The organism is Hyphomonas sp. J20-32 (genome assembly GCF_055808555.1).
This window is the reverse complement of the sequence record NZ_CM147873.1, coordinates 908,619-934,802: the sequence shown is the minus strand read 5'-3', so window position 1 is coordinate 934,802 and position 26,184 is coordinate 908,619. Positions and strand designations below refer to the sequence as shown.

The following is a 26,184-nucleotide window of genomic DNA, read 5'->3' as shown; positions in this document are numbered from 1 at the left end:
TCCTCCTGATTTTTCCAGTATCAAGGCAGGCTTGGCGCCTGCGCGCAAGGTCAGAAGCGTTCGAGCAGGCGGCGCAGGTATTCGCGCTCTTCCTCATCCTCGGCGTCATTGTAGCGGCGGCGCAACTCGTCGAGAATGTCCTTGGCGCGCTGGCGTTCGCCGGCGTCGGGGATGTCGACATTCTCGCCATTGCTGCCGCCGCCCGAGGCATTGCGGCCAAACGGATCGGTCGCATTGCCGGGGTCGCCTTCGCCCGTGCGCGCCGCGCGGACTTCGTCGAGCGCCTTGGCAAGGCTGCTGGACTGTTCCGACAGGAGTTGGGTGGCAAGTTCCTGGTTGCGGGCGGCGCGGCGCTCATTGCCCTGCGCCAGCGCATCCTCGGCGCGGCGCTGGGCGCGGCGGATATCTTCGAGCGCATCCGGGTCGATACGGCCTTCGAGCGCGTTCTCGCCGGACTCGCCGCCCTGGCCGAGGCCTTTCTCGCGGGCGAGCTTCTCGACGAGTTCGCCGAGGCGGGCCTGGCGTTCGGCAAGCGTTTGTTCGGACGGGCGCCTGCCGGGGCCGGAGCCGGTTTCGGTATTCTCCGCCGAGTCGGTTTCACCCGACCCCGTGCCGGGCGTCTCGCCGGCCTGCGAGCCGTTGCCCGCCTGCTGGCTGCCCGATGCGTCGTCGCCGCCCGGCTGGCCTTGCTGCTGGCCCGGCTGGGTGCCTGCCTGCTGGCCGGGCTCCGTGCCCTCGCCCGGTTGTTCGCCGGGGCGTTCGCCGCGCTCCTGCGCCAGCGTGTCGTCGTTCAACTGGCGCTGTTCGCGCAGGATATCCGACAAGCGTTTCATCGCATCGGTGAGTTCCTGCTCTTCCGGCGGCAGGTCTTCGTTCTCGGCCTGCTCTCCGGGCATGCCCGGCATGCCCTTGCCCGCGCCGCCGCCCTTCTGGAATTCGAGGTTCTGCAACATGTTGGTGATGTCGGAAAGCAGCTGGCGGGCCTGGTCGGTGGCACCGGTCTCGGTCAGGTCCTGCAGGGCCTGCAGCATGTCCTCGAAATCCTGTCCGCCGAGATTCGGCCCGCTGGCGGAAGCCTGCCCGTCTTCGTTCGAGGGCGGCGCTTCCCCGCCATTGGCCATGGCTTCGGCCATCTTGGCGGCAAGGTAATTGTTCGCTGCGTCGCGGAACGCTTCCATGCGGCGCTTGATTTCATCTTCCGAAGCGCCGTCGCGCAGGGCCTGTTCGAGCGCCCGGCGGGCCGCTTCGAGGCGGCGCAGGGCATCGGCGGCACTGCCATATTCCGATTTCAGCGCGAGCGCCCAGAGCAACGGATCGATCGCGTCTGCCTCTTCCTTGGTACTGGCGGCAGACAGGACGCCCTGCGCCGTGCGGAAGGTCAGGAAGGCCGCGATGTTCGGCATGTAGCGCTCACCCTGCAGGGTGACCGCATCCAGCATCAGGGCGGCCTTCTGGACACCCGGCGGGGCGGCGGCGAGCCGGTTGGCGGCATTGGTGTTGAGGGCGTCCTGCTGCAGGGTCTGGTCGTTCTTCGGCAGCGCGGCATAGGCGCCGGGCTCGCGCAGGACGGTGACGCGCACTTCCTGCGCCACCCTTGCGATGGGTTCGAGGAAGAGTTTTTCCGGCAGGATGAAGGGCACGGTCTCGCTGGTGCCCTCCTGCCCGGCCCCATCGGTGGCGACCAGACGGACATTGACCGGAAGGCCTGCCCAGCGGTGGCGGGTGAGGTCAAGCTGGACCGTATCGGACCCTTGCGTCGGCGACACGCCCGGCAGCGGCACGGGGACACGGTCTTCAGCGTCCGGTGCGGCGGGGTTGGGGTCGCGCAGAGAGATGGCGAGCTCCAGCCGGGTCACGCCATAATCGTCGGTAGCGCCCCAAGTGAACACGATCCGGTCCTGCGTCCCGATTGACGGGATCGCGACGAATTTCACGGTCGGCGGATCGTCCGGCGAAGCCAGCAGGCGCCATGCGGCGCGCTCGCCCCACCATCGCACGGAAAGGCGCGTGTCTTCCATCACCTTCGCCTTGGCCTCATACGCGCCGTCCGGCGTTGCCAGGAAAGCTTGGGCACGGGTCTTGCGGCCCTTCATGACGAGGCGCGGGGCGGAGTGGGCCTGGGTGCGCAGGGTGACTTCCGAGCCCTTGGGCACGCGCACGCCATCAAGGCCGGGCTTCAGGAAGATCGGCGCACGGCCGGTATGTTCGGGCGGTGTGATCCAGGCTTCGACCACCATGTCGTCGGCGCCCATCAGCGCGCCATAATCCGGCGAGAAGGCCCGCAGAACGCGGCCCGGCGCATCGCTCCACGCGATGATCGCAATGGCGGCCAGCGCGGCGGGCAGGATGACGCGGAGGACATAGGGGTCAAGCGCTTTCCAGGCGGCACGCAGAGAGGGCGGGCGCAGGTTGCCAAGTTCGGCCAGCAGGCGGTCGCGATGGTGGCGCCACAGGCGCTGGGCACCGCGCGACGGGTCGGCAGGCCGGTCCGTCAGCGAGGTCAGCGGGCGCAGGTCCGACTGGCGGTCGAGCGCGTCGCGCGCAAAGGTGCGGCTGACCGGCCGGTAGCGCCGGAGGCCCCGGATCAGCAGGAGGGCGCCGCCGAGGAAGAAGACCAGCGTCATGACGGCGCCGATGGCCGGCTGGAGCCGGTCGAACACGCCCGCCAGCGCCATGGCGAAGAACAGGCTGACAAAGACGAATAGCGGCCAGAATGCGCGGCCAAGCGCCAACAGCGTCAGTTTCCGCCATGTCGCGGAAACCTTGGCGTCGATCGCCTTCATGCCGTTCGGGTCAGCCAATCGGGTACCTGCTCCAACTCTACCATTTCATCGAAGGTCGGACGCCTCCGCACGATGTCGAACTTTTCGCCGTGCACCAGCACTTCCGGCACAAGCGGCCTGGCATTGTAAGCCGAAGACAGGACCGCGCCATAGGCCCCCGCTGACATGAATGCGAGCCGGTCGCCGGGCGCGACGGCCGGCAACTGGCGCCCGACGGCGAACTTGTCGGTCGACTCGCAGATCGGGCCGACCACGTCATAGGTGGCCTGTCCGGCATCCGGGCCCGGCTCGGCCAGCGGCAGGATGTCATGGTGGGCATCATAGAGCGCCGGGCGCATCAGGTCGTTCATGCCGGCATCGAGGATCAGGAAGGTGCGGTCAGGCGCCGGCTTTTCGTAGAGGGCCGTGGTCAGCAGGACACCGGCATTTCCCGCGATCACGCGGCCGGGCTCGAGGATGACCTGAACGCCGAGACCATCCGTGACTTCGGCGATCATCCGGGCATAGGCCGAGGGCGGGGCGGGCGTATCGCCCGCCTTGTAGGGGATGCCGAGACCGCCGCCGACATCGATGCGGCTGATCGTGTGGCCGGATGCGCGCAGGCGCTGGGTGAGGCCGACAATCTTTTCGAAGGCCGCGCGCATCGGCACGAGGTCGCCGATCTGGCTGCCGATATGCACGTCGACGCCGACAACGGCGATGCCGGGCAGGGTCGCTGCTTCCGCATAGAGGGCTTCGGCCTCGCTCCACGGGATGCCGAACTTGTCGCCCTTCTTGCCGGTGGAGATGTTGGGGTGTCCGCCGGCGGCGACGTCCGGGTTCACGCGCAGGGCAATCGGTGCGGTCTTGCCGAGCGCGCTGGCAACGGCTGAGAGAAGGCGAAGCTCGCCGGCGCTTTCGACATTGAACTGGTGGATGCCCTTGGCGAGCGCCAGGTCCATTTCGGGCGCGGTCTTGCCGACACCGGAAAACACGATCCGGCTGGCTGGAATGCCCGCCTTCAGGGCGCGCTGCAGTTCACCGCCGCTGACCACGTCGGCACCGCAGCCCTCTTTCGCCAGTGTCGACAGGACGGCGAGATTGCCATTGGCCTTGACCGAATAAGCGATCAGGCAGTCCTGGCCCTCGAAGGCCTCGGCAATGACGCGCGCGTGGCGGGTGAGCGTGGCGGAGGAATAGACATAGCAGGGCGTTCCGACCGTGTCCGCGATGGCAGCGAGGTCGACGCCTTCGCAATGGAGGCTTCCGCCCTGGTAGGTAAAATGATGCATGCGAGTTCGTTCTATTCCACTTCACCGAGGCCGCCATCATCGACGGGAATGGTGGGCAGGGTATCCGGCACGATGCCGCCCCATTGATTGATACGCTCGCCATCCGGGTTCTCCGGCACTACCGGTACCGCGAGCGGCAGAACCGGCGAGGCGGGCGCGGTGACCCTGTAGGGACCTGACTGGCAGGCCGCGAGCAGGAACGCGCCTGCCCCGATCCGCCAGGAACGCGCGAGCGGCCTCAGCACGATCAGTTTCCGTCGGCCCCGCCGAGCAATTCGTCGTCGGCATCGTCGGTTCCGGCGGATTCGCGCTCAGGCAGCGGCGGCAGGTCGGATTCGGCTTCGCCCGGCAAGTCAGCCGGTTCCGCTGCCGAGTCCGGTTCACCCCACAGGGGCGCCGGGCGCTTCAGGTCGCCGGTCAGGCCACAGGCTGAGAGGGTGCTCGCGGCCAGCAGCGCCGCAGCGAGCAAAAGGGGACGTTTCATCGTGTTACTCCAGTCGCAGTCTCTGTTTCCACTGTGCCACTTGTTCGGCGACGCGAACAGGGCTTGTGGCCCCATAAGATGTCCGGGATGAGGCAGACGCCTCAACTGTCAGCACATCATAGACCGCCTTCGAAATACCTGCATGCACGCCCTGCATGTCGACCAGGGCAAGATCGGCGAGATCGCAGGATTTCGCCTCGGCTTCCGCCACCAGCGCGCCCGTGATGTGGTGCGCCTCGCGGAAAGGCAGGCCGAGCTCGCGCACGAGCCAGTCGGCGAGGTCTGTGGCCGTGGAAAAGCCCTTTGCCGCAGCCGCCCGCATGGCGTCCGGCTTGAACCGGATCGTCTCGATCATGCCGGTCATGGCGCGAACACAGAGATTGAACGTGTCGAAGGCTTCGAAAGTGAGGCGCTTGTCGTCCTGCAGGTCCTTGGCATAGGCGAGCGGCAGGGCCTTGATGGCGCCCTGAAGCGCGCTGTAATTCGCGGTGACCAGCGCCGCCTTGGCGCGCACGAGTTCAGCCGCGTCGGGATTGCGTTTCTGCGGCATGATCGAACTGCCGGTCGACCATGCGTCGGTCAGGGTCGCAAAGCCGAATTGCGGGCTGGTCCAGAGCACGATTTCCTCGGCAAGGCGCGAGAGATGTGTCGCGGCGATCGAGAGACCGGCGAGGGCTTCGAGGGCGAAATCGCGCGAGGCGACGGCGTCGAGCGAATTCGCCATGGGCCGGGCAAAACCGAGGGCTTCAGCCGTCATGTCGCGGTCGATGGGAAACCCGGTGCCGGCAAGTGCGGCAGCGCCGAGCGGGCTTTCATTCAGGCGCACGGCGCAGTCTGCGAGCCGCGAGCGGTCGCGCGAGGCCATTTCGACATAGGCGAGCAGGTGGTGGCCGAGAGTGACCGGCTGGGCAGTCTGGAGATGGGTAAAGCCCGGCATGATGGTGGCGGCATGCTCGTCAGCGCGCCTGACCAGCGCAGCCTGCAGGCCAGCGACCAGCGCCCCTGCCCCGTCGAGCGCGCTGCGCGTCCAGAGCCGGAAGTCGGTGACAACCTGGTCGTTGCGCGAACGGGCCGTGTGCAGGCGCCCTGCGGGCGCTCCGATCAGCTCCTTCAGGCGCGCCTCGACATTCATGTGAATGTCTTCCAGTTCGCGGCGATACGGGAAGCTGCCATCGCGCAGCTCGCCCAGCACGCCGTCGAGTCCGGACTGGATCGCCTCGTTATCGTCCTGGGAGATGATGCCCATTTCGGCCAGCATGTCAGCATGGGCGCGGCTTCCGGCGATGTCTTCCTCGGCCATGCGCCGGTCCACATCCAGCGAGCAATTGATCTCGTCCATGATCTCGGACGGGGTCGCGGCAAAGCGTCCTCCCCACATTGTCTGGCCTTTGCCCTGGTTCATTGCCATATCCTTTTTCCGACGCGAGGAGACCGTCCCTGATGACCCGCCTAGCTTTTATCGGCCTCTTCTTGGTCGCCCTTGTCGCAATTGTCTATGTGCTGATCAGCGCAGCGGGCGGAAAGCCGCCGTCCAATCCGCTTGAACGCTACGCCACGGGCGACATGACGAAGCTGAGTTTCGCGTCCGCTGGCGAGCCGCAACCGACCGACAACCTGTTCGCCGCCGATGGCACACCGGTGACGCTGGCAGCCTGGAAGGGCAAGACCGTGCTGGTGAATTTCTGGGCGACATGGTGCGCGCCGTGCGAACGTGAAATGCCGTCGCTAGGCGCCCTGCAGGCGGCACGCGGCGGCGACCGGTTCGAAGTGGTCGCCATCAGCGTCGATGGCAGCGAGGACAAGGACTATGCCGTCAAACGGCTTGGTGAGCTTGGCGCGGCCAATATTTCCTTCCATATCGCACCGCCGGAAGACTACGAGATCGTCTATGGCGCGGGGGTCAAAGGCTTCCCCACCAGCATCCTTTACGGGCCGGACGGCAAGGAAATCGCCCGGCTGGCGGGCGATGCCGACTGGTCGTCCCTCGAAGCGATCAGCTTTATCGATGCGGTCCTAGCGAAGGTCGGATAATTCCAGTTTCACGCGGGAGACCTGTGCGGCAATCTCGCTGACGGGTGCCGGCGTGCTGTCCGCGAGGGGGCCAGTCGCTGGCCACATGCGCACCAGCAGTTCGAGTTCCATGACCAGAGGCTCTGATTCCGGCGTGCCGAGGCGTTTGGCAATGTCGCGGGCGACGACGGAGAAGCCATAGGCGTCCTGGTATTCCCCGGCATTGTCGATCACGCCGTTCACGACGCCGACCTTGTATTCCTCGATACACGTATCCATCAGGAAATCGATCTGGCCGACCGGATCGGCATTGGCGTTTTCCTGCAGCAGCTTGATATTGGCTTCAGCAGCGTCGAGCTGGGGCGCAATCTCTTCAGCCGATTTTCCTGCTTCGAGTTCGGCAGACACTTTCTCGAAGATCGCCGCGTCGAATCCGAGGGCGTCGATGCCGGCGCGTTCGGCGGCATGGGTTTCGGACACGGGGTGGAGCAGGTGACGCGCGGCCTGTTCGGGCGCGCCAGCACGGTAGAGCGCGAGGCCTGCCTCGACATGGCCGGACATGAAGGCGATCCGCTTGTCGACAGGCAGGGTGGCCATGTCGGCATGGCCTGCCATCGCACCGCCTTCACCGCCGCCCTCACCGCCTTCACCAGCAGGAGACGCCTGGGGCGATGATACACTGGCCACAGGCGCGCCGGCCTCACCAGCTTCGCCGCCAGGTCCGCCACAGGCGACGAGGCCCGTTGTCCCGAGCAGGGCGGCGCCGAGGCCGAGACCGATCCAGCGTTTTGGGGTGTATGTCATTGTCGCAGCTCCGGAGTTTCGATTGCGCCCGGAACCTACGCCCGATACGCTGGTTACTGCAAGTCATTCTCAATAGGATTTCGGGATTTTTACAGTTCATGTTCCTCACGATTGCCAGCCTGCTGAGCCCGCGCGACCTGGCGCGTATCCGGACGAAAGCCGAGGCGCTGGACTGGGTCGACGGCACACGGACAGCCGGGGGCCGGGCGAGGAGCGTGAAGCACAACCAGCAGGCCAATCTCAGGTCAGTGCCGGGAGAGGCCCTTCATGACTTCCTGATGCAGGCGATTTCAGGCCATCCGGTTCTCAATGCCGCGGCCCAGCCCGCCCGGTTTTCACGCCTCATGCTCAGCCGCACAGGGCCCGGCGACTATTACGGGCGGCATGTCGACAATGCCCGCGTGGGATCAGGCGAGGACCGGGTGCGCACGGACATGTCGTTCACGCTCTTCCTCAGCGACCCGGAGAGCTATGACGGTGGCGAACTCGTGGTGGAATCGCACGGCGGCGCCCATGCGGCCAAGCCTGCGGCGGGCGATCTCGTGCTCTATCCGTCGGGTGACATCCATGAAGTGCGCCCGGTGACACGCGGCGAGCGGCTTGCCTGTGTCGGCTGGATCGAATGCGCCGTGCGCGACCCGCAGGCGCGCGAAACCCTGTTCGAGCTAGAGAATTTGCGCGCTGCGCTGGCGGCGAAACTGGCCGCCGACGATCCGGAGCACCTCGTCCTCGACAAGGTGATCGCCAACCTTGTCAGGCGCTGGTCGGACGACTGAGACTCAGAATGCGACAGGCGCTTTTGCCTGACGGGCGCACCAGTCAGGCTTGCGGTCGCCGCCGTCATAATCCCAGGCCCTGTGGGTGCCTTGAGCGATCAGTGTGAGCGCAACGTCCATGCCGTCAACTTCAAGATCAACCACCATGCGGCCATAACGGTCCGGCCCGTATTCCTGCGCAACCCTGACCGTCTTGCCGCGCGTCAGATCAACGGCGGCTTGCTTGGCTTCATAGCCCTGGATCCGCTCGGATTCGCACTTGGCACCGCCACGCTGCTTCATGCTGCCGGTTTCCGGGGAATCGACATCGTGGAGGCGGAATTTCGTGCCGTCCGGCAGGCGGCCACTGTCGCCGTCAGACCAGTAGACGGCCGCCGGCCCGTCGGTTGCCGCCTGCGCAGCGAGGGCCACAATGCCGGCGCCGGACGCCAGGACGAGCGCTGCAACCAGCCAGGGCGGAGCCGTGAACTTGCGTGCCATGAAAGCCTCCTCGAATGAGGGGGCGAATCTGGGCCGCAGGGGTTAAGCAGGGATTAAGGCCGGGCGCGCCAGCCGGCATTCACCCGGCGTGGCATGGAGGTGATTTGGAGGTGGCACGACCGCCTAGCGTGTCGGGACGGGGAATTCGCCGGAATAGTCGTAGAAGCCCTTGCCGACTTTCTTGCCGACCCAGCCGGCCTCGACATATTTCACCAGAAGCGGACACGGCCGGTACTTGGTATCGGCAAGGCCGTCATGCAGGACCTGCATGATCGAGAGGCAGGTATCGAGGCCGATGAAGTCTGCCAGCGTCAGCGGGCCCATCGGATGGTTGGCGCCGAGGCGCATGGCCGTGTCGATCGATTCCACCGTGCCGACGCCTTCGTACAGCGTGTAGACGGCTTCGTTGATCATCGGCACGAGGATGCGGTTGACGATGAAAGCCGGATAATCCTCGGCATTGGTCGTGGTCTTGTCGAGACGGCCGGCAAAGGTGATGGCGGTTTCGTACGTGTCCTGGCTGGTGGCGAGGCCGCGGATCACTTCCATCAGTTTCATCAGCGGCACCGGGTTCATGAAGTGCATGCCGATGAACTTGTCGGGCCGGTCGGTGACCGAGGCGAGGCGTGTGACCGAAATGGACGACGTATTGGTGGCGAGATAGGTGTGGGCCGGAACGATCTCGCAGATCGAGCGGAAGATATGTTCCTTGATTTCGCGCTTTTCCGTGGCCGCTTCGATGACGATATCAGCCGCCTCGTGAGCCTTGATGGAGGCGGAGGTCTTGATCCGCTTGAGGCCGGACTTCATGGCCTCGTCGGTGATCATGTTGCGCAGGACCTGGCGATGCATGTTGCCTTCGATCGTGGCGACGCCCTTGGTGAGCGCCTCGTCGGAAATATCGGTCATGATCACGTCATAGCCGGCCAGGGCCGCGACATGCGCGATGCCATTGCCCATCTGGCCTGCGCCAATAATGCCTACCGTTTTCAGCTCTGCCATGTGCGTTTCGTCCTGAACGTGCAAGTTTTGTTACATCACGCTCTTATCCTTTTTGTGCAGTGCGTCAAAGCGCAAGCTTAATTGCGCAGATCGGCCTGCGTTGCGCGGCGTGTGTGGCGTGCGGGGCACAGGCGCAAAAAAGCCCGGCGCACGGGCCGGGCTTTTCGAAATGCGTTGTGTATCAGGCGCCTAGAGGGCGTCTGTCAGTTCCGGAACGGCGACGAAGAGGTCTGCCACGAGACCATAGTCGGACACCTGGAAGATCGGGGCTTCCTCGTCCTTGTTGATGGCAACAATGATCTTGGAATCCTTCATGCCGGCCAGGTGCTGGATCGCGCCGGAAATGCCGACGGCGATGTAGAGCTCCGGCGCAACGATCTTGCCGGTCTGGCCGACCTGGTAATCGTTGGGCGCGTAACCGGCGTCGACGGCGGCGCGCGAAGCGCCGACAGCGGCACCGAGCTTGTCAGCGAGTGGCACGATGAGGCGGTTGAATTCCTCAGCCGAACCGAGGGCCCGGCCGCCGGAAACGACGCGCTTGGCACCGGTAAGTTCGGGACGATCCGATTTCACCATTTCTTCCGAGACGAATTCCGACTTGAACGGGCCGGACGGCGCGGCGGCGTCTTCAATCGACGCCGAACCATCATTGCCGGCGGCCGCGAAGGCCGTGCCGCGCACGGTGATGACTTTCTTGGCGTCGGCCGATTTGACCGTCATGATCGCGTTGCCGGCATAGATCGGACGCACGAACGTGCTCTGGTCGACAACATCGATGATCTCGGACAGTTGCATCACGTCGAGCTTGGCGGCGATGCGCGGCGCGATGTTCTTGCCGGTGGTCGAGGCGGCGATGAAGACGGCGTCATAGTTTGCCATCAGCGGCACGACGAGCGCTTCCATGGCTTCAGCGGTCTGCTTGCGCAGGGTCTCGCCTTCGGCCTTCAGGACCTTGCGGACACCGGACACCTTGGCCGCTTCCGGGGCCACAGCGCCGGCGTTTTCGCCCGCGACGAGAAGATCGATGTCGCCGCCGAATTTCGCAGCAGCGGTGACAACCTTGTGGGTCGCGTCCGACAGGCCGCCATGATGATGTTCAGCAATTACGAGTACGGCCATTACACAGCTCCTGCGGTCTTGAGTTTGGCAACCAGCGTCGCGACGTCTTCGACCTTCTCGCCCGCTTCGCGCACGGCGGGCTCGGTGACGGAGACAACGGTGAGACGCGGCGAGATGTCGACGCCATAATCTTCCGGCGATTTCTCGTCGATCGGCTTCTTCTTCGCCTTCATGATGTTCGGCAGCGAGGCGTAGCGCGGCTCGTTGAGGCGAAGGTCGACCGTGACAACGGCTGGCAGCGCCAGCGAGACGGTCTGCAGGCCGCCATCGACTTCGCGCGTGACTGTCAGCTTGTCGCCCTCTTTTTCCAGCTTGTAGGCGAACGTGCCCTGCGGCCAGTCGAGCAATGCCGCCAGCATCTGGCCGGTCTGGTTCGAATCGTCGTCAATGGCCTGCTTGCCGAGGATGACCAGGTCGGGCTTCTCTTCGGCGACGACCTTGGCGAGCAGCTTGGCGACAGCCAGCGGCTCGACGGTGGCGTCGGTCTTGATCAGGATGCCGCGATCAGCGCCCATGGCGAGCGAGGTGCGCAGCGTTTCCTGGGCCTGCTGGGGCCCGATCGAGACAACCACGATCTCGGTGACCGTGCCGGCCTCTTTCATCCGAACGGCCTCTTCGACGGAAATCTCGTCGAACGGGTTCATGGACATCTTGACGTTGGCGAGGTCGACCCCGGTCTTGTCCGGCTTGACGCGGACCTTCACGTTATAGTCGATCACGCGTTTGACGGGCACGAGGACCTTCATGCGGTGCTCCCTTATGGTTTCGGAGGTTTGACGTATTGGCCGCGTGACTAAACGTCCGCCGCGAAAGACGCAAGGTTTACGTTGACGTTCAGGTCAATTTGGCGCGCTTTTCCTTTCGCGCCTAGCCGTCGGCCCCCTTCGCCATCAGCTCGGCAAGGGCCTTGCCGGTGGCGGCGCCTTTCAGGAAGCCGAGCGTTCCTGTAGCCATGAGTTCCTCGCCAGCCGCCACCAGAGCGCCATAGGCCGTGTTGGACAAGGCCGAGCCCATGCTGACGCGTTTCACTCCCAGCGTCTCAAGCTCCGCCATCGGCACGAAGCCGCTGCGCGGGCCCATCAGCACATTGACCGGACGGTCGACGGACGCGAGGACGGACCTGATATCGTCCATGGTCTTCAGGCCGGGCGCGTAGAGCACATGGGCGCCAGCTTCCTGATAGGCCTGCAGGCGGGCAATCGCGTCGGCGAGATCCCCGTTCCCGGTGAAGAAGTTTTCGGCCCGGGCGGTGACGAGGAAGGGAAATGGCAGCGCATTGGCGGCCTCGACAGCGGCGCGGACGCGATCAACAGCCGCTGCAATCTCGTACTGCGGATTGCCCGCATCGCCGGTGAAATCCTCGATCGAGCCGCCAACAAGGCCGGCTTCCGCGCCCAGCCGGATCGTCTCGGCGCAGGTATCCGGCCCGTCGCCGAAGCCGTTCTCGAGGTCAGCCGTCAGCGGCAGGGGCGTGGCTGCACAGAGCTGGCGGACATGGGCGAGCTTGAGATCGCGGGTGATATGATAGTCGGCAACGCCTGTGCTGGCGGCAAAGCCCGCGCTGGTCGAAGCAAGCGCCTTGAAGCCGAGCCCGGCAAGGATTCGAGCCGAACCCACGTCCCAGGGGTTTGGCAACACAAACATGCCCGGGCGGTCATGCAGGGCCTTGAAGGCAAAAGCCTTGTCTTTTTGCGGTGTCATTCGCGTCCCTCCATCTGCGAACCCATTTGTTCACATGGACGCCAACGCGCAAGCCACCCGAAACTTGCGATTCCGGACGGCGCCTATTCCGGCGGTTCGAGATTGCGCGCCAGCACGTCACCGGAGAGGTAGAGCGAGCCACAGATCAGGATACGATCCGCACCGGTGGCCGCCGCTGCCGTGATGGCCGAATTGAGACTGTCGCAGACGGAGACATTCAGCCCGGCCGTGCGGGCCGCTTCGGCCAGGTCATGCGGCTCGGCGCCGCGATGGCCGGGCGCATTGGGCAACGTGAAGACGTCAGGCTTCAGGTGCCGGAACGGCAGGAAGAATCCGGTCGCGTCTTTCGAGGCGAGCATGGCCGTGACGAGGACCGTCTTGCCGGGCAGGTGCTTGAGGTGGCGCGCAATCGCCCTCGCCGCATGCGGATTGTGGCCGCCATCCAGCCAGACTTCCGCGTCGGGGGCGAGCGCCGTGACCGGGCCGGGCTTGAGGCGCTGCATGCGCGCGGGCCATGTCGCCGTGCGCGCGCCTTTGAAGATTGCGGCCTGGTCGATCCGGGTCGAGTCGCCGAACAGCTGCATCGCCATCGCAGCGAGGGCGGCATTGCCGCGCTGGTGCTCGCCGATCAGGGAAATGTCCTGCGGCATGGCATCGATGAAATGCGCCTTCAGGCGGTAGAGCGGGGCGTCGAGCCGGGCGGCCTCTTTCGCGATCACCTCGTCGCAGACCTTGCGCTGGATGGCGGTGAGGACCGGTCGGTGCGGGCGGATGATGCCGGCCTTTTCGCCCGCGATCTTGCGGATATCGGAGCCGAGGAAGGCCTTGTGGTCGAAGTCCACCGGCGTGATCACGCAGAGCGCCGGTTCCTCGATCACATTGGTCGCGTCATAGCGCCCGCCAAGGCCGACTTCGAGGATCAGCAGGTCTGCCGGGACTTCGCTGAAGGCCAGCAAGGCCGCTGCCGTGGTCGCCTCGAAATGCGTGATCTGGAGGCCCGTCAGGGCTTCGAACGTGCGGTCGAGCCAGGCGATCAGGCGCGCGTCGTCGACTATCTCGCCGGCCAGCCGGATGCGCTCGTTGAAGCGCACCAGATGCGGCGAGGTGAAGACATGGACCTTGAGACCTGCCGCTTCGGCCATGGCGCGCATGAAGGCCGAGGTCGACCCCTTGCCATTGGTGCCTGCAACATGGATGACCGGCGGCAGCCGGTCCTGCGGACGGCCAAGCGCCTCGAGCGCCGCCTCGACCCGCCCGAGCGAAAGCTCGATTGTTTCTGGATAGAGCCCTTCGAAACGCTTCAGCGCTGCGGCAAGGGCCGCACTGTCTCCGATCAAGCAGACTTGCCCTTGGACACCGGCGGTTTAGGCGCGTGGGTTTTCGGCTGGCTGAGCGGCGTTATGGAGAAATCCTCCCGCCGTCGGGAATTGGGCATGAGATGTGTCAGTATCCGCGCGAGCGTCGCCTTCAGCTTGCGCCGGTCGACAACGATATCGACCTGGCCTTTTTCACGCAGGAATTCCGACCGCTGGAAGCCCTTGGGCAGGCTTTCGCGGATCGTCTGCTCGATCACGCGCGGACCGGAGAAGGCGATCATGGCGCCCGGCTCGGCGACGTGAATGTCGCCCAGCATCGCGTAGGAGGCCGAGACGCCGCCCGATGTCGGGTCGGTCAGCACGACAATATAGGGCAGCTTGGCATCGGCCAGCTCATTCACGGCCAGCGTGGTGCGCGGCATCTGCATCAGGCTGAGCGTGCCTTCCTGCATGCGGGCGCCGCCGGACGCGGTGCAGACGACAAAAGCCGCCTTGCGGGCGAGTGCCATCTGGGCCGCCGTGACGAAGCCTTCGCCAGCGGCCATGCCGAGCGAGCCGCCCATGAAGTCGAAATCCTGGACAAGGACGACGGTCGGCACGCCGCCGATCTTGCCATAGGCGGCAACCATGCAATCGTCCTGGATCAGGGGCGCGCCGCCATGCTCGGTCTCGCGCTTTTCGCGGGCGGCGATCTTGGCCTTGGCCGCCTTGATGCGTGCCGGATAAGGCTTGTCGTCCTTGAATTTCAGAGGGTCCGTCGGCACAGCCGGCAGGGCCAGCGGCTCCCAGCGCTCGTCGTCGAACAGGAGGCGGCAGCGGGTGCGCGGGCTGATGCGCATGTGTGCGCCGGCGGGCGTGACCCACCAGCTTTCTTCCAGATCGGCCCTGTAGACGAGTTCACCGGACGCCGGGCATTTGACCCAGAGGTCGTCGGGCGTTTCTTTCTTGGCGAGCATGGTTTTCAGGCCCGGCGGGGTGACCTTGGTAATCCAGTTCATGCCTCAACTCCTTAAGACCGTAACAGTCCCTACGCTTTGGCGACTGCAGCCATCGCTGCGGTCAATTCCCCTGCAAGTGCGCCCATTCCCCGCGGCGCTTCAGAATGATCACCCGATTCGTGGGCTGACCGGGCATGCTCCACGAAAGCGGAGCCAACGACAACCCCGTCGGCGATTTTAGCCATTTCTACAGCCTGTGCACCATTTTTCACCCCGAATCCAACACATACCGGCAGTCCTGATACACGCCGCACCATTTCGACATTCCCGGCAATCGCCTTCGGATCGGCAGAACCGGCACCTGTAACACCGGTTACAGCAACGAAATAGATGAATCCCGAGGCGCCTTCGGCCACCTTGGCCATGCGGGCCTCATGCGTAGTCGGCGTGGCGAGGCGGATGACGGAAAGATCATGCTTGGCATACTCGTCGCGCAGGACCTGGTCTTCTTCCGGCGGCAGGTCGACAAGGATCGTGCCGTCGATGCCAGCCGCATGGGCGGCCTCGGCAAAGGCGCCGTAGCCGAGCGAATGGACCGGGTTGGCATAGCCCATCAGGATCAGCGGCGTGTCCTGGTCGGTCTCGCGGAAACGGGCGGCCAGCGCCAGCACATCGACCAGCTTCGTATGATTGGCAAGCGAGCGGAGGCCCGCAAGCTGGATGGCCGGACCATCGGCCATCGGGTCGGTAAAAGGCGCACCGAGTTCGATAATGTCAGCGCCATTGTCGCGCAGCGCGCACATGGACTGGAAGCTTGTTTCCAGGTCCGGGTCGCCGGCCATCAGGTAGGCGACGAGCGCTGCGCGGTGTTCGGCCTTAACCTTGTCAAAGCGCGCGGTTATTCGGGAAGTGGGCATTCAGGTATCCGTATTCTCGTTGACCCAGGCCGCGTAGGAGGCTGAGGCATGGGCACAGGGCAGGGCGACGATGGCCGGCACGTCATAGGGATGGATGTCGCCTACCAGCGCCTCGATATCATTCCAGCGCGATTCCGGCGCCTTCATCCAGAGAACGAACTCGAAGGCATGTTCGACGACGCCCTTCCAGCGATAGGTCGAGGTCACCGGTCCTTCCAGGTTGGCGCAAGCCGCGAAACGTTTTTCGACAGCGGCGTCGGCAATCTCTTCGGCAACGCGGCGCGAGGGGCAGGTAATGCGGATGAGGAGGAGATTGGTCATTGTGTGAATCCGCAACTGGTTGATCGATCGAGATTGAAGGTGATCATATCTATTTCGTCGGATTCCGGAGTGCCACAGGCACCGGACGTGTCAAACAGCACTCCGCGTTGGCTACTTGCCTCAATATTGCTGTCGCATATGTTTTGATCCGGGTCGGCCAGAGCCACAAGACGCTCGAACTCCGCGTCCAGGCCGTCAGCCTTTCCGTCGGTCCGCAGGAGGCAACCGTCGAATAGGCTCGCCGAAGGCCCCGATTTTGGGTCGAAACTCCCTGCCCGGCAGGGTGAACGAAATGCGAAACCCTCGCTCGGAGAGAACCGGACGGCATTTTCGGCCGCGTTTTCTGCTCCTGCAAATTCCGGCAGGAACGAGATGGCTAACATGATTGCGCCTAGTCGCAGCCTCACATGTCCACTCCCAGCGCCTTGGCCACGCTGAACACGTCCTTGTCGCCGCGGCCGCAGAGATTCATGATCAGGAGGCCGTCCTTGTCCATGCCGTCGATTACATCACCGAGGCGGGCAATGGCGTGGGCGGGTTCGAGCGCCGGGATGATTCCCTCAAGCTGAGTACATAACTGGAATGCAGCGAGCGCCTCGTCGTCAGTACAAGATAGATACTCAGCCCGGCCCGTATCGCGCAAGAAGGCATGCTCCGGCCCGATGCCCGGATAGTCCAGCCCGGCGCTGATCGAGTGTGCGTCAAGGATCTGGCCGTCATCGGTCTGCAGCAGGTAGGTGCGGTTACCGTGCAGGATGCCGGGCTTACCGCCATTGAGGGCCGCGGCATGTTCGCCGGTCTCGATGCCATGACCGGCAGCCTCGACGCCAATCAGGCGGACGCCCTCGTCATCGATGAAGGGATGGAACAGGCCGATCGCATTCGAGCCGCCGCCGATACAGGCCATGACCGCGTCCGGCAGGCGGCCCTCGCGCTCAAGGATCTGCGCGCGGGCCTCGATGCCGATGATGCTCTGGAAGTCGCGGACCATTTCCGGATAGGGGTGCGGGCCCGCCGCCGTGCCAATACAGTAGAACGTGTCGTCGACATTCGTCACCCAGTCGCGCAGGGCCTCGTTCATGGCGTCCTTCAGCGTGCCCGTGCCCGAGGATACCGGCACGATCTCGGCGCCGAGCAGGCGCATGCGGAATACGTTCGGCTTCTGGCGCTCAACGTCTGTCTCGCCCATGAAGACCACGCATTTCAGGCCGAAGCGGGCGCAGATCGTCGCCGTCGCCACGCCGTGCTGGCCGGCGCCGGTCTCGGCAATGATGCGCGTCTTGCCCATGCGCATGGCGAGCAGCACTTGCCCGAGGCAATTATTGATCTTGTGCGCGCCGGTATGGTTGAGCTCGTCGCGCTTGAAATAGATTTTCGCACCGCCGAAATGGTTGGTCAGGCGTTCGGCGAAATAGAGCGGCGACGGGCGACCGACATAGTGGGCCCACATGTCATCCATCTGCGCCTTGAAGGCCGGGTCGAGCTTGGCGGCGCGGTATTCCTTTTCGAGGTCGAGGATCAGCGGCATCAGCGTTTCGGCGACATAGCGTCCGCCGAACTCACCGAAACGGCCATTGGCGTCCGGCCATTTGTCCCAGGTATTGCGCAAGTCCATTTCTCAAGCCTCTTTGGCGGCGCGGAGAAAGGCCCGCACCAGCTCCCTGTCCTTTAACCCCCGTACCCGCTCGACGCCAGAGGCGACATCGACGGCTGTCGCACCTGTCGCGGCAATGGCTGCAGCGACATTGTCCGGGGTGAGGCCGCCGGCCAGCATCCAGGGCTTCGGCGCCTGCCAGCCTTCAAGGATCGCCCAGTCGAACGTCTGGCCATGACCGCCCGTGCGATTGGCGCCCTCGGGCGGCTTGGCGTCGATCAGCAACCGGTCAGCGGCCGTGTAGGCACGGGCATTGTCAAGGTGAACACGGGCCGAGACGCCGAGCGCCTTCCAGACCTCAAGACCAGTACGCGCCTTGATGCCGGCCAACCGTTCGGGCGTCTCGGCGCCGTGTAATTGCAGCACGGGAAAGCCTACAGCCGCGACCGCGTCGATCTCGGCATCGCTCGCATCCACCAGAAGCGCCACGGGCACCGCTTTGCCGACCTGCATAAGAAGGCTGGCCGCTGCCTCGGGCGTCACCTGTCGGGGGCTGCCTGAAGCGAAATTAAAGCCGATCCAATCGGCGCCTTCGCGGGCCGCAAAGCCGACAAGGTCCGGGTCGGTCAGTCCGCAGATCTTCACACTCACCATGGACGGGCAGGTGCGGGATAGCAGCGCCCGCGTCAAGCCAAGCTTGCCGACGCCCGGGCTTGCCTAGTCGTTGGAGGCGCGCTTGTACGCAACCGGCAGGTCTGGATCGGGACTGGCATGGCCTTGCGCCAACTCGATGAGTTTCCTGAGTTTTTGCAATTGCGGCCCGAGGGAGGTGTTTTCCGCAGGCGGTCTTGCCAGCCTGCATCCGCTGTATGGCCACAGGTTTTCACACGTCTCATGGCACGCCGGTTGCGCCAGATATCAACATCCGGTCAATTGCGATGCGGATTATCTGCCAACGCGCACATCAGGCTATTTAACAACAACTCCAATGCGAAGATCAGAAGCCTTGCTGGAACGGACAACTAGCGACAGAATAGTTCATGCAATCATTTTGTTGATGAAGCCAATAACAAGCTCAACCGCCTGTAATTCTGAATCGCCATAGATTTTTGAATTGAAAGTACCGTCTGAGCCCTCAATGCTGAATGTGCATTCCCACATTGACTTGTCGGGCATTAAAACCGGTGCGCTGATACTGACCTCCGCGCCTTCCGCTGCTCCGATATTCATCATGTCTTTGCTTTGTGGCTCCAGCTTGAATTTTAGCATGCGGCGCTCTCTTGTATCGGTTCCCGATCGGCTGGATGCATCCCGCTAGAGAGCGACTCTAAAATGGGCTGCAATCTCTCAAACATCGGGCAAAATCCTCCATAGCCTCGGAATAACATGGCCTTCTCAGGCCGTACGGTAAGCCAGCGCAAGCGCTTGACAGCATTTGATATGTTCTTTCACAATTTCGCTTGCATGCTTCATATGGACTTGGGCAGGAGCCTTGGAAACTGTTATCGCACGCTGCCGGACCGCCGAATTCATTCTGTAGCAATCGAACGTAAGCGTCGTACTCGCTTTGCAAGTTGGTCCCGTTGCCACCGAAGGATGGATTTTCGCAATCCTCAGCATTCACCGACAGGCAACCAACGGACTGCGCTTGCGCGGTGCCGCCTAAGATTAAGCAGCCCAACAACAGAAGAGAAAATAAGCGAAGCAATTTGCATTTCCCCTAAAATCAACCACGCATCGTATATCGAAATATACCTTAAGACGATTTTTTTCTAATTTAAAGGGTTTTTTAATTCACGTTTTGCCGAAATACATCGACGCACCGGGCTTGCACGTTTTTTACCATTCGGCTGCCGGTTTCCATGCTGCGGCCAGGCTGGCGGTGAGACAGGGATTCGAACCCTGGAGACTATTGCTAGCCTACACACTTTCCAGGCGTGCGCCTTCGACCACTCGGCCACCTCACCATCGCTCGCGCGAAGCCAAGCCCCTTAGCGGAACGCACACGCGCTCGCAAGACTGTGATTGCCGTTAACGGGATACGACCCCATATTCGGCGCTGATGAAGGAGCCCGCTCATGTTGTTCTCGAAAAAGCCCGCCACGATCCCCGATGCCGCCAGCGCCCTGCCGGGCCGCCCGGTCGCCATCCCGACAGCGCGCGAGCATTTCGTGTTCCACCGCGACATCCAGGGCCCGGTGCCCGACGGATTCGAGACCGCCATTTTCGGCTTGGGCTGTTTCTGGGGCGCCGAACGCAAGTTCTGGCAGCAGGATGGCGTCTGGATGACAGCGGTGGGCTATGCCGGCGGCCCGACCCCGAATCCGACCTATGAAGAAGTCTGCAGCGGCCGGACCGGGCATACGGAAGTCGTACGCGTCGTCTTCGATCCGGCGATAGTCAGCTTTGGCGACCTCGTGAAACTGTTCCTGGAGAGCCACGACCCGACACAGGGCATGCGCCAGGGCAATGATATCGGCACGCAATACCGGTCGGCGATCTACACGACCTCTGACGCACAGGCCGAAACGGCCCGCGACATGGCGGCGGCCTATCAGGGCGCCCTCGCCAAGGCCGGGCACAGCGGCGCGATCACGACCGAGATCGGGCCTCTGGGGCCATTCTATTATGCCGAGGATTATCACCAGCAATACCTCGCCAAGAATCCGGCAGGCTATTGCGGCATTGGCGGCACGGGCGTGTCCTGCCCAACCGGACTGGCAGTCTGAGGGATTAGGATCCGAAATTCATCGAAAACCGCTTGCGGGTCTCGATCATGGTTTGCGCCTTGAACATGGCGTCAGACGCCGTCTGGGCCTTCTGGATCGATGGATCGCCACGCAGGGCTTCGACGACCTGCGACAGGTGCGAGATGGCTTCCTGCACGATCTTCTGGTCGAACTTCTTTTCGGCCCGCGCCAGCAGGGCCCGGCCGAGGTCCATGCGCGCCTGCGAAACGCGCATCGGGTCGGACGTATTGGTCACCGCGCCAAGATGTGTCCGGCGCAGCGAAATCACACGGTCCAGTGTTTCCAGGTCGCCGGTTGTTTCGGCGACATGCACGCCCGAGGCACAGAAATCGGCTTCGATCTCGCTGCGCACGATCTGGGAGACATTCGCGCTGTCGGCCAGCATCCGGTCGAGCGCCTCGGCCAGCAATTTCATCTTTTCCGGCCTGAACGCCTGCGGATTCGCCAGCGCCGGCTGCAGCTGCTTGGCCAGGAGATAGGCCGCGACCTGTGGCACCTGGCCGGCGCGCGATGCGGGGCGTCCGGGCAGGCCGATGCTGAAGGCGCGCGCTTCGTCGGGCCTGAGACCACCGCCGCGCGACAGGCCCTGCACGACGAGGCCGCCATCACCCTTGTCGACACGGCTGGCCCAGACCAGCATGTCCGCATCGGCTGCGGCCAGCCGGCGGCGCGCCTGCGCCAGGATTTTCTGATCATTGTTGCCCGCGATCCGGCCGGTCGCCGCGATGCGGAAAGGGGCGCCGAAATTGAACTCGGCCAGATGCTCGCCCAGGGCCGACATCAGCCATTTGCCGGTGCGCCCTGCCCCCGGGCCGGCCGACCGGGCGAGCAGGATGCGATAGCCCGGCTCCTTGCTGCGCCGGAACGCGCGTGCGCCGGCTGCATTGTGCAGCCGCGTCATCAGTGCGCGGACGCCCGAAAGGAAAAGGAACAGGAGACCGAGGCAAAGCAGCATCGCCATCGCGAACCCGAAAGTCGCGAATTCATGGGCGCTGAGCACATGCGTCTCGACCCAGTCTTCTGCCGTCGTGAACCAGCCAGTTTCCAGCATGGCATTTGACCTCTCTTGCGCATTGGCGATACGAGCCTTGAAGATCGCTGGCAACAGGGAATGACTGTTATTACGGGTGATCCCGCGCTAGCATTGGTCATTCGGCTGGCATGGGAGGGCAGGTGACATGACAGGTTTTGTCACGCGGTTCGCGCCGTCTCCGACCGGTCACCTGCATCTTGGACATGCCGCTTCAGCCTTTCATGTATGGGACGCATCACGGGCAGCAGGCGGTAAGGTCCTGCTGCGCATCGAGGATATCGACCAGACACGCTGCCGCCCCGAATACGAAGCCTCGATCCTGTCAGACCTTGCATGGCTCGGGCTCGACTGGTCCGGCCCGGTGCGCCGCCAGTCGGAACATTTCGATGACTATGCCCGCGTCCTCGACGATCTGGATGCGCGCGGCCTGGTCTATCGCTGCTTCAAGACACGGCGGGAGATTGCCGCCGCCCTGCCGGCAGGCTCAGATCCGGACGATGCCCCCTATATTGGCAAGCCCGTCTCGCCCGAAGTGGAAAGGGAACGCCTTGCGCGCGGCCACGCGTTTGCCTGGCGCCTGTCGCTGTGCGCGGCACGTGACGCGCTCGGGCCACGTTACAAGACCCTGGCCTTCACCGAGGAGACACCGAACGGTGCCCGCACGGTGCAGGCGAACCCATGTGCCTTCGGCGATGTTGTCCTCGCGCGCAAGGACACACCGGCCAGCTATCACCTGGCCTGCTGCCATGACGATGCGTTGCAGGGTGTCAGCCATGTCATCCGCGGCGAGGACATACGCGAAATGACGAGCGTGCACGTCCTGCTCCAGGCCCTGATGGACTGGCCGACCCCGCTTTACCGTTTCCATCCGCTCCTGCTCGGACCCGACGGGAAAAAGCTGTCGAAACGGGCCGGCGACAAGGGGCTCCGCGCCTATCGCGAAGAGGGCATGACGCCAGACGACGTTCGCGCCATGACGACCGCCGCCTGACGCTGCGCGCTGAAAACCTGTCCCCATCGACTGAATTCGCACCGACTGAATCGAAACTGCCACAAAACTCGTCTATCAACGCGGCAAATGAATCGTTCGGGAATCCACGCCATGCGCACATCCATCGCCGCCCTGCTGACGGGCCTCGCCCTCGTTTCCACAGCCTGCACCACCACCCAGCCGGCCATGCCGGACGTGGTCGACGCGCCGACGGCGCCGCAGCGCGCCGGCCTCCTGCCGCAGCAATCCGGCGACAGCTATTACCAGTCTGCCGCCGCTGCCGTGCAGGCACGGATCGACCAGCGTGGCCTGAAACCGGCGAAGAACGTGATCCTGTTCATTGGCGACGGCATGAGCATCCCGACCATCACCGCCGCCCGCATCCATGCCGGCCAGAAGCGCGGTGTGGACGGAGAATCCTTCCATCTGACGATGGAAACGCTGCCGAACGTGGCGCTGTCGAAAACTTATAGCCATGACTTCCAGGTCTCCGACTCGGCCTCGACGGCCACCGCGATGGTCACTGGCGCCAAGGTCAATTCACGGACACTCGGTGTGCTGAAGGAGGCCAGCTATAACAATTGCGCCAGCGTTGAAGGCAATCGTACCGATTCTCTGTTCGACCTTGCCGAACGCGAAGGCCTCGCGACCGGTATCGTCTCGACCGCCCGCCTCACCCATGCCACGCCCGCCGCGACCTATTCGGAAACGCCGAACCGCGACTGGGAAGACGATGCCGACCTCAAGGGCGGCGATGCCGGCGACTGCAGGGACATTGCCCGCCAGCTGATCGAGTGGCCCGAGGGCGACGGATTCGAAGTGGCCCTCGGCGGCGGCAGGATGCCGTTCACCACGGTCGACGAAGCCGACGCGGAAGACGAAGGCCATACTGGCGGGCGCAAGGACGGCCGAGACCTGACCGCCGAATGGGTCGCCAAAGGTCCCGATCACAAATACATCACCGACCAGGCCGGATTCGATGCCGTGGACTTCGCATCCGATGTCAAAGTGCTCGGCCTGTTCGAGGCCTCGCACATGGAGTTCGACATGGATCGCGGCGCCGACACCGGCAAGGAGCCGTCGATCACTGACCTGACACGGGCCGCAATTACCCGCTTGTCGCGAGACCCTGACGGCTATGTCCTGATGGTCGAAGGCGGCCGGATCGACCACGCCCACCACGGCGTCAATGCCGCTCGCGCCTTGGACGAGACCGATGCGTTCGACCAGGCCGTCGCTGCCGCGCTCGACATGACCTGCCGGGACGACACGCTGATCATCGTCACGGCCGACCATTCCCACACGATGACAATTTCCGGCTACCCCAAGCGCGGCAATCCGATCCTCGGCAAGGTGGATGCCGGCCTCGACGACAGCCACATGAACGCGCAGGACGGCAAGCCCTACAGCACGCTCTCCTATGCCAACGGGCCGACGGCCTGCCGCATGAAGGACGGTGAACCCGATTGCACCCGCGAAGACCTGTCCGACGTCGACACGACCGCCCAGGATTTCCGCCAGCCTTCCCTCGTTTTCATGGGCTCCGAAACCCATGGCGGCGACGATGTGGCCATCTTCGCCACAGGCCCCGGATCGGAACTCATCTCCGGCGTGATGGAGCAGAACGAGATCTTCCATGTCATGGGCCGCGCCTCCGGTCTTGTCGCAACGGAGTAGACGCGCGTGCCCAAGATCGATCCTGCGAAGGTTCCCGTCCGTACCGGCACGAACTATCCCGCCCCCCATGCCGCCGCCGTTCAGGCCCGCCAATGGCAGGGGGTCGGCGATGCCGGGCTGCTGACAGCGCTCGGCGTCAATCTCTGCACGATCCCGCCCGGCGTGTGGTCCAGCCAGATGCACGTCCACACGCATGAGGACGAGTTCGTCATCGTGCTGTCAGGCATGGCGCGGGTGGTCACCGATTGCGGCGAGTATACGCTGGGGCCGGGCGAGATGGCGGCCTTCCCGGCGGATGGCGAGGCGCACCACCTGCGCAATGAGGGGCCTGAGCCGCTTGTCTTCCTTGTCGCCAGCAGCCGTGATTCCCAGGATGGCTGCCTCTATCCCGGCATCGACATGAAAGTCGGACCGGACAACATCTATCTCCACGAAGACGGCACGCCCTATTGATCCGTTCCGCCAGCCTTACGTAGCGGCCGGGCTGTTCAAGACCCGGTCTCTGCGCAATGGTAGCAGTTGAGACCGCAGCGCCAGCGAACGAGCGCGCGGCCAACCCGGAGGAAGTCCCATGAAAGCTGCTGTCATGCGCGCGCCGAATGCGCCGCTCTCGATCGAAGAGGTCACAATCTCCAAGCCCGGCCCGCGCGAAGTGCTGGTCCGCCTTGGCGCTGTCGGCGTCTGCCATTCCGACGTGCACTTCTGGGATGGCGCCTTCCCGACCGAGATGCCGGTCATCCTCGGCCATGAGAGCGCAGGCGTGGTCGAGCAGGTCGGCTCCATGGTCAGCGCCGTGAAGCCAGGCGACCATGTCGTCTCGATCTTGTCGCCCTTCTGCGGCACCTGCGAATATTGCCTGACCGGGCACATGTCTGTCTGCCACACCGTCAACGGCGAACAGTTCAAGCGCACGCCAACGGAGGCCCCGCGCCTGTCCATCGGCAAGGAAAAGGTCTCCCAGTTCCTCAACCTCTCCTCCTTTGCCGAGCAAATCCTCGTGCACGAAAACACGCTCTGCGTGATCGACAAGGAGATGCCGATGGACCGCGCCTGCCTGATCGGCTGCGGCGTGATCACCGGCGTCGGCTCTGTCTTCCATGCCGCGCAGGTCGAGCCCGGCTCGACCGTGGCCGTTCTCGGCTGCGGCGGGGTTGGCCTGTCGGCGATCAATGGCGCGGCAATTGCCGGGGCGTCGCGCATCATCGCGGTCGACCTGTCGGACGAGAAACTCGCCATGGCGAAGAAATTCGGCGCCACCGATTTCGTGAACCCGAAAAACGGCGATCCTGTGGAACAGGTAAAAGAGCTGACCAAGGGCGGCGTGCATTATGCTTTTGAATGCGTCGGCCTGAAGCAGACGGCCGAACAGGGCTACATGATGATGCGCCCGCGCGGCGTGATGACCGTGATCGGCATGATCCCGCCGGGCGTGAATATCGAGATTCCCGGCATCGAACTTCTGGTCACGGAAAAGCGCCTTCAGGGCGCGGTCATGGGGTCAAACCGGTTCCGGGTCGATTTCCCACGCCTCGTCGAACTCTACAAGCAGGGCCGCCTGCACCTCGATGATCTCGTCTCCGACCGGATCGGCCTCGACGGCCTGACCGGCGCGCTGCAGAACCTGAAGGACAACAAGGGGTCTGTCGCCCGGCAGGTGGTCGTGTTCGACTAGGCAAGCCCGAACCGGGCCGGTTCCCGACCGATCAGGTCTTCCAGCAAGGGCATGCCCTCTCGCAGGCCCTTGGCCAGCTGCTTTGAGACGACCCCGCCGAAGAACAGGGGCGCGCTCGCTTTGCCTGCCCAGTGAAGCTCGCAGCCGTCGGCGGTATCAATAACGTGGTAGTCTTCCACCGCAGCCGATACCGGCAGGGTCGATTTCTCGAAGCGGAAGGCCATGCGCTTGCCCTCTTCCCAAAGGAAGAAGGTCTCCTCGACAATTTGGTCGCCGATCTCGACCGTGCGGGTCGTGCCGACGCCGAAGGGCTTGGGGCTCGTCCAGGTCACATTGGTGATTGGCAACCATTCAGTCCAGGCGTTCGCATCGCGCAGTGCGGCCCAGACAGCCGAGGAGGGGAAGGGAAATGCGTGCACCACATGCAGCTTTGGACTGACCGTCGCGAGATAGTCTTCGCCGACCTGTTTGTGCGGTTTCAATGTTTTGGCCATTCCGCCATCCTCGCTGAGCTGTGATGTTCAACTCAGGAGAACGGACTTTTC

Annotated in this window: 28 protein-coding genes and 1 tRNA gene; 7 read left to right on the top strand and 22 right to left on the bottom strand. The window is 64.0% G+C overall.

Features of this window, described 5'->3' with window-relative positions; all coding sequences use genetic code 11:
* Positions 1–50 precede the first annotated feature (50 nt).
* The 5 genes from AC0L7I_RS04570 to argH are packed head-to-tail and all read right to left on the bottom strand — an operon-like array spanning position 51 to position 5,940.
* On the bottom strand, positions 51–2,801 hold the full coding sequence (locus AC0L7I_RS04570; protein WP_473398362.1) for a DUF4175 domain-containing protein: 2,751 nt from the start codon (positions 2,799–2,801) through the stop codon (positions 51–53).
* Positions 2,780–4,054 (bottom strand): diaminopimelate decarboxylase, encoded by a 1,275-nt coding sequence (gene lysA, locus AC0L7I_RS04565; protein WP_473398361.1) that lies wholly within the window; start codon positions 4,052–4,054, stop codon positions 2,780–2,782. Before lysA ends, AC0L7I_RS04570 begins: the two co-directional genes overlap by 22 nt.
* An 11-nt stretch (positions 4,055–4,065) precedes the next feature.
* Positions 4,066–4,299 (bottom strand): hypothetical protein, encoded by a 234-nt coding sequence (locus tag AC0L7I_RS04560; RefSeq protein WP_473398360.1) that lies wholly within the window; start codon positions 4,297–4,299, stop codon positions 4,066–4,068.
* Positions 4,300–4,301: 2 nt separating this feature from the next.
* The gene (gene lptM, locus AC0L7I_RS04555) at positions 4,302–4,538 is read right to left on the bottom strand and encodes an LPS translocon maturation chaperone LptM (RefSeq protein WP_473398359.1); all 237 of its coding nucleotides are present in this window, start codon (positions 4,536–4,538) and stop codon (positions 4,302–4,304) included.
* A gap of 4 nt (positions 4,539–4,542) precedes the next feature.
* Positions 4,543–5,940 carry an argininosuccinate lyase gene (gene argH / locus AC0L7I_RS04550; RefSeq protein ID WP_473398358.1) on the bottom strand — a complete coding sequence of 466 codons (1,398 nt, stop codon included), beginning with the start codon at positions 5,938–5,940 and terminating at the stop codon, positions 4,543–4,545.
* Positions 5,941–5,978: 38 nt separating this feature from the next.
* Here argH and AC0L7I_RS04545 point away from each other — a divergent pair, with 38 nt between their 5' ends.
* Positions 5,979–6,569, top strand: coding sequence for a TlpA family protein disulfide reductase (locus AC0L7I_RS04545; protein WP_473398357.1), 591 nt, complete (start codon positions 5,979–5,981; stop codon positions 6,567–6,569).
* Here AC0L7I_RS04545 and AC0L7I_RS04540 read toward each other — a convergent pair.
* Positions 6,552–7,352, bottom strand: coding sequence for a hypothetical protein (locus tag AC0L7I_RS04540; RefSeq protein ID WP_473398356.1), 801 nt, complete (start codon positions 7,350–7,352; stop codon positions 6,552–6,554). The genes AC0L7I_RS04545 and AC0L7I_RS04540 overlap by 18 nt on opposite strands.
* A gap of 98 nt (positions 7,353–7,450) precedes the next feature.
* On the opposite strand from AC0L7I_RS04540, the gene AC0L7I_RS04535 reads away from it, so the two are divergent.
* Entirely contained in the window at positions 7,451–8,128 is a 678-nt protein-coding gene (locus tag AC0L7I_RS04535; RefSeq protein WP_473398355.1) for a Fe2+-dependent dioxygenase, read from the top strand.
* Between the two features lie 3 nt (positions 8,129–8,131).
* On the opposite strand, the gene AC0L7I_RS04530 is transcribed toward AC0L7I_RS04535, so the two are convergent.
* The 14 genes from AC0L7I_RS04530 to AC0L7I_RS04465 form a co-directional block, all read right to left on the bottom strand.
* Positions 8,132–8,608 (bottom strand): thermonuclease family protein, encoded by a 477-nt coding sequence (locus AC0L7I_RS04530; RefSeq protein WP_473398354.1) that lies wholly within the window; start codon positions 8,606–8,608, stop codon positions 8,132–8,134.
* A gap of 123 nt (positions 8,609–8,731) precedes the next feature.
* Complete coding sequence (locus AC0L7I_RS04525) at positions 8,732–9,610, bottom strand: 3-hydroxybutyryl-CoA dehydrogenase (RefSeq protein ID WP_473398353.1); 879 nt, start codon at positions 9,608–9,610, stop codon at positions 8,732–8,734.
* A gap of 189 nt (positions 9,611–9,799) precedes the next feature.
* Positions 9,800–10,729, bottom strand: coding sequence for an electron transfer flavoprotein subunit alpha/FixB family protein (locus tag AC0L7I_RS04520; protein WP_473398352.1), 930 nt, complete (start codon positions 10,727–10,729; stop codon positions 9,800–9,802).
* Positions 10,729–11,475 carry an electron transfer flavoprotein subunit beta/FixA family protein gene (locus tag AC0L7I_RS04515; protein ID WP_473398351.1) on the bottom strand — a complete coding sequence of 249 codons (747 nt, stop codon included), beginning with the start codon at positions 11,473–11,475 and terminating at the stop codon, positions 10,729–10,731. The genes AC0L7I_RS04520 and AC0L7I_RS04515 overlap by 1 nt, the downstream gene beginning before the upstream one ends.
* A 121-nt stretch (positions 11,476–11,596) precedes the next feature.
* Entirely contained in the window at positions 11,597–12,430 is an 834-nt protein-coding gene (locus tag AC0L7I_RS04510) for an isocitrate lyase/PEP mutase family protein (protein WP_473398350.1), read from the bottom strand.
* 83 nt (positions 12,431–12,513) lie between these two features.
* Positions 12,514–13,767, bottom strand: a complete 1,254-nt coding sequence (locus AC0L7I_RS04505) for a bifunctional folylpolyglutamate synthase/dihydrofolate synthase (protein ID WP_473398349.1) — start codon at positions 13,765–13,767, stop codon at positions 12,514–12,516.
* Positions 13,764–14,744 (bottom strand): acetyl-CoA carboxylase carboxyltransferase subunit beta, encoded by a 981-nt coding sequence (locus tag AC0L7I_RS04500; protein WP_473398348.1) that lies wholly within the window; start codon positions 14,742–14,744, stop codon positions 13,764–13,766. Before AC0L7I_RS04500 ends, AC0L7I_RS04505 begins: the two co-directional genes overlap by 4 nt.
* A 29-nt stretch (positions 14,745–14,773) precedes the next feature.
* A complete protein-coding gene (trpA, locus tag AC0L7I_RS04495) occupies positions 14,774–15,601 on the bottom strand; it encodes a tryptophan synthase subunit alpha (RefSeq protein WP_473398347.1) in 828 nt (275 codons plus the stop codon).
* Positions 15,602–15,922, bottom strand: coding sequence for a divalent-cation tolerance protein CutA (cutA, locus tag AC0L7I_RS04490; protein WP_473398346.1), 321 nt, complete (start codon positions 15,920–15,922; stop codon positions 15,602–15,604).
* Positions 15,919–16,305: a hypothetical protein gene (locus tag AC0L7I_RS04485; RefSeq protein WP_473398345.1), complete on the bottom strand. Its 387-nt coding sequence runs from the start codon at positions 16,303–16,305 to the stop codon at positions 15,919–15,921. The genes cutA and AC0L7I_RS04485 overlap by 4 nt, the downstream gene beginning before the upstream one ends.
* 20 nt (positions 16,306–16,325) lie before the next feature.
* Positions 16,326–17,537: a tryptophan synthase subunit beta gene (gene trpB / locus AC0L7I_RS04480; RefSeq protein WP_473398344.1), complete on the bottom strand. Its 1,212-nt coding sequence runs from the start codon at positions 17,535–17,537 to the stop codon at positions 16,326–16,328.
* 3 nt (positions 17,538–17,540) lie between these two features.
* A complete protein-coding gene (locus tag AC0L7I_RS04475) occupies positions 17,541–18,170 on the bottom strand; it encodes a phosphoribosylanthranilate isomerase (protein ID WP_473398343.1) in 630 nt (209 codons plus the stop codon).
* Between the two features lie 384 nt (positions 18,171–18,554).
* Positions 18,555–18,785, bottom strand: coding sequence for a DUF6968 family protein (locus tag AC0L7I_RS04470; protein ID WP_473398342.1), 231 nt, complete (start codon positions 18,783–18,785; stop codon positions 18,555–18,557).
* A 608-nt stretch (positions 18,786–19,393) separates the two neighbouring features.
* Positions 19,394–19,483 (bottom strand) — tRNA-Ser (locus AC0L7I_RS04465).
* A 111-nt stretch (positions 19,484–19,594) separates the two neighbouring features.
* On the opposite strand from AC0L7I_RS04465, the gene msrA reads away from it, so the two are divergent.
* Complete coding sequence (msrA, locus tag AC0L7I_RS04460; protein ID WP_473398341.1) at positions 19,595–20,245, top strand: peptide-methionine (S)-S-oxide reductase MsrA; 651 nt, start codon at positions 19,595–19,597, stop codon at positions 20,243–20,245.
* 4 nt (positions 20,246–20,249) lie between these two features.
* On the opposite strand, the gene AC0L7I_RS04455 is transcribed toward msrA, so the two are convergent.
* Positions 20,250–21,371, bottom strand: coding sequence for a hypothetical protein (locus AC0L7I_RS04455; RefSeq protein WP_473398340.1), 1,122 nt, complete (start codon positions 21,369–21,371; stop codon positions 20,250–20,252).
* A gap of 73 nt (positions 21,372–21,444) precedes the next feature.
* Between AC0L7I_RS04455 and gluQRS the strand changes: the two genes are divergently transcribed.
* From gluQRS to AC0L7I_RS04435, 4 genes are all read left to right on the top strand, one after another.
* On the top strand, positions 21,445–22,290 hold the full coding sequence (gluQRS, locus tag AC0L7I_RS04450; RefSeq protein WP_473398339.1) for a tRNA glutamyl-Q(34) synthetase GluQRS: 846 nt from the start codon (positions 21,445–21,447) through the stop codon (positions 22,288–22,290).
* Between the two features lie 87 nt (positions 22,291–22,377).
* Positions 22,378–23,967, top strand: coding sequence for an alkaline phosphatase (locus AC0L7I_RS04445; RefSeq protein ID WP_473398338.1), 1,590 nt, complete (start codon positions 22,378–22,380; stop codon positions 23,965–23,967).
* Between the two features lie 6 nt (positions 23,968–23,973).
* Positions 23,974–24,420, top strand: a complete 447-nt coding sequence (locus tag AC0L7I_RS04440; RefSeq protein ID WP_473398337.1) for a cupin domain-containing protein — start codon at positions 23,974–23,976, stop codon at positions 24,418–24,420.
* Between the two features lie 118 nt (positions 24,421–24,538).
* A complete protein-coding gene (locus AC0L7I_RS04435; RefSeq protein WP_473398336.1) occupies positions 24,539–25,639 on the top strand; it encodes a Zn-dependent alcohol dehydrogenase in 1,101 nt (366 codons plus the stop codon).
* Here AC0L7I_RS04435 and AC0L7I_RS04430 read toward each other — a convergent pair.
* Positions 25,636–26,133: an SRPBCC family protein gene (locus AC0L7I_RS04430; protein ID WP_473398335.1), complete on the bottom strand. Its 498-nt coding sequence runs from the start codon at positions 26,131–26,133 to the stop codon at positions 25,636–25,638. The genes AC0L7I_RS04435 and AC0L7I_RS04430 overlap by 4 nt on opposite strands.
* Positions 26,134–26,184: the final 51 nt, after the last annotated feature.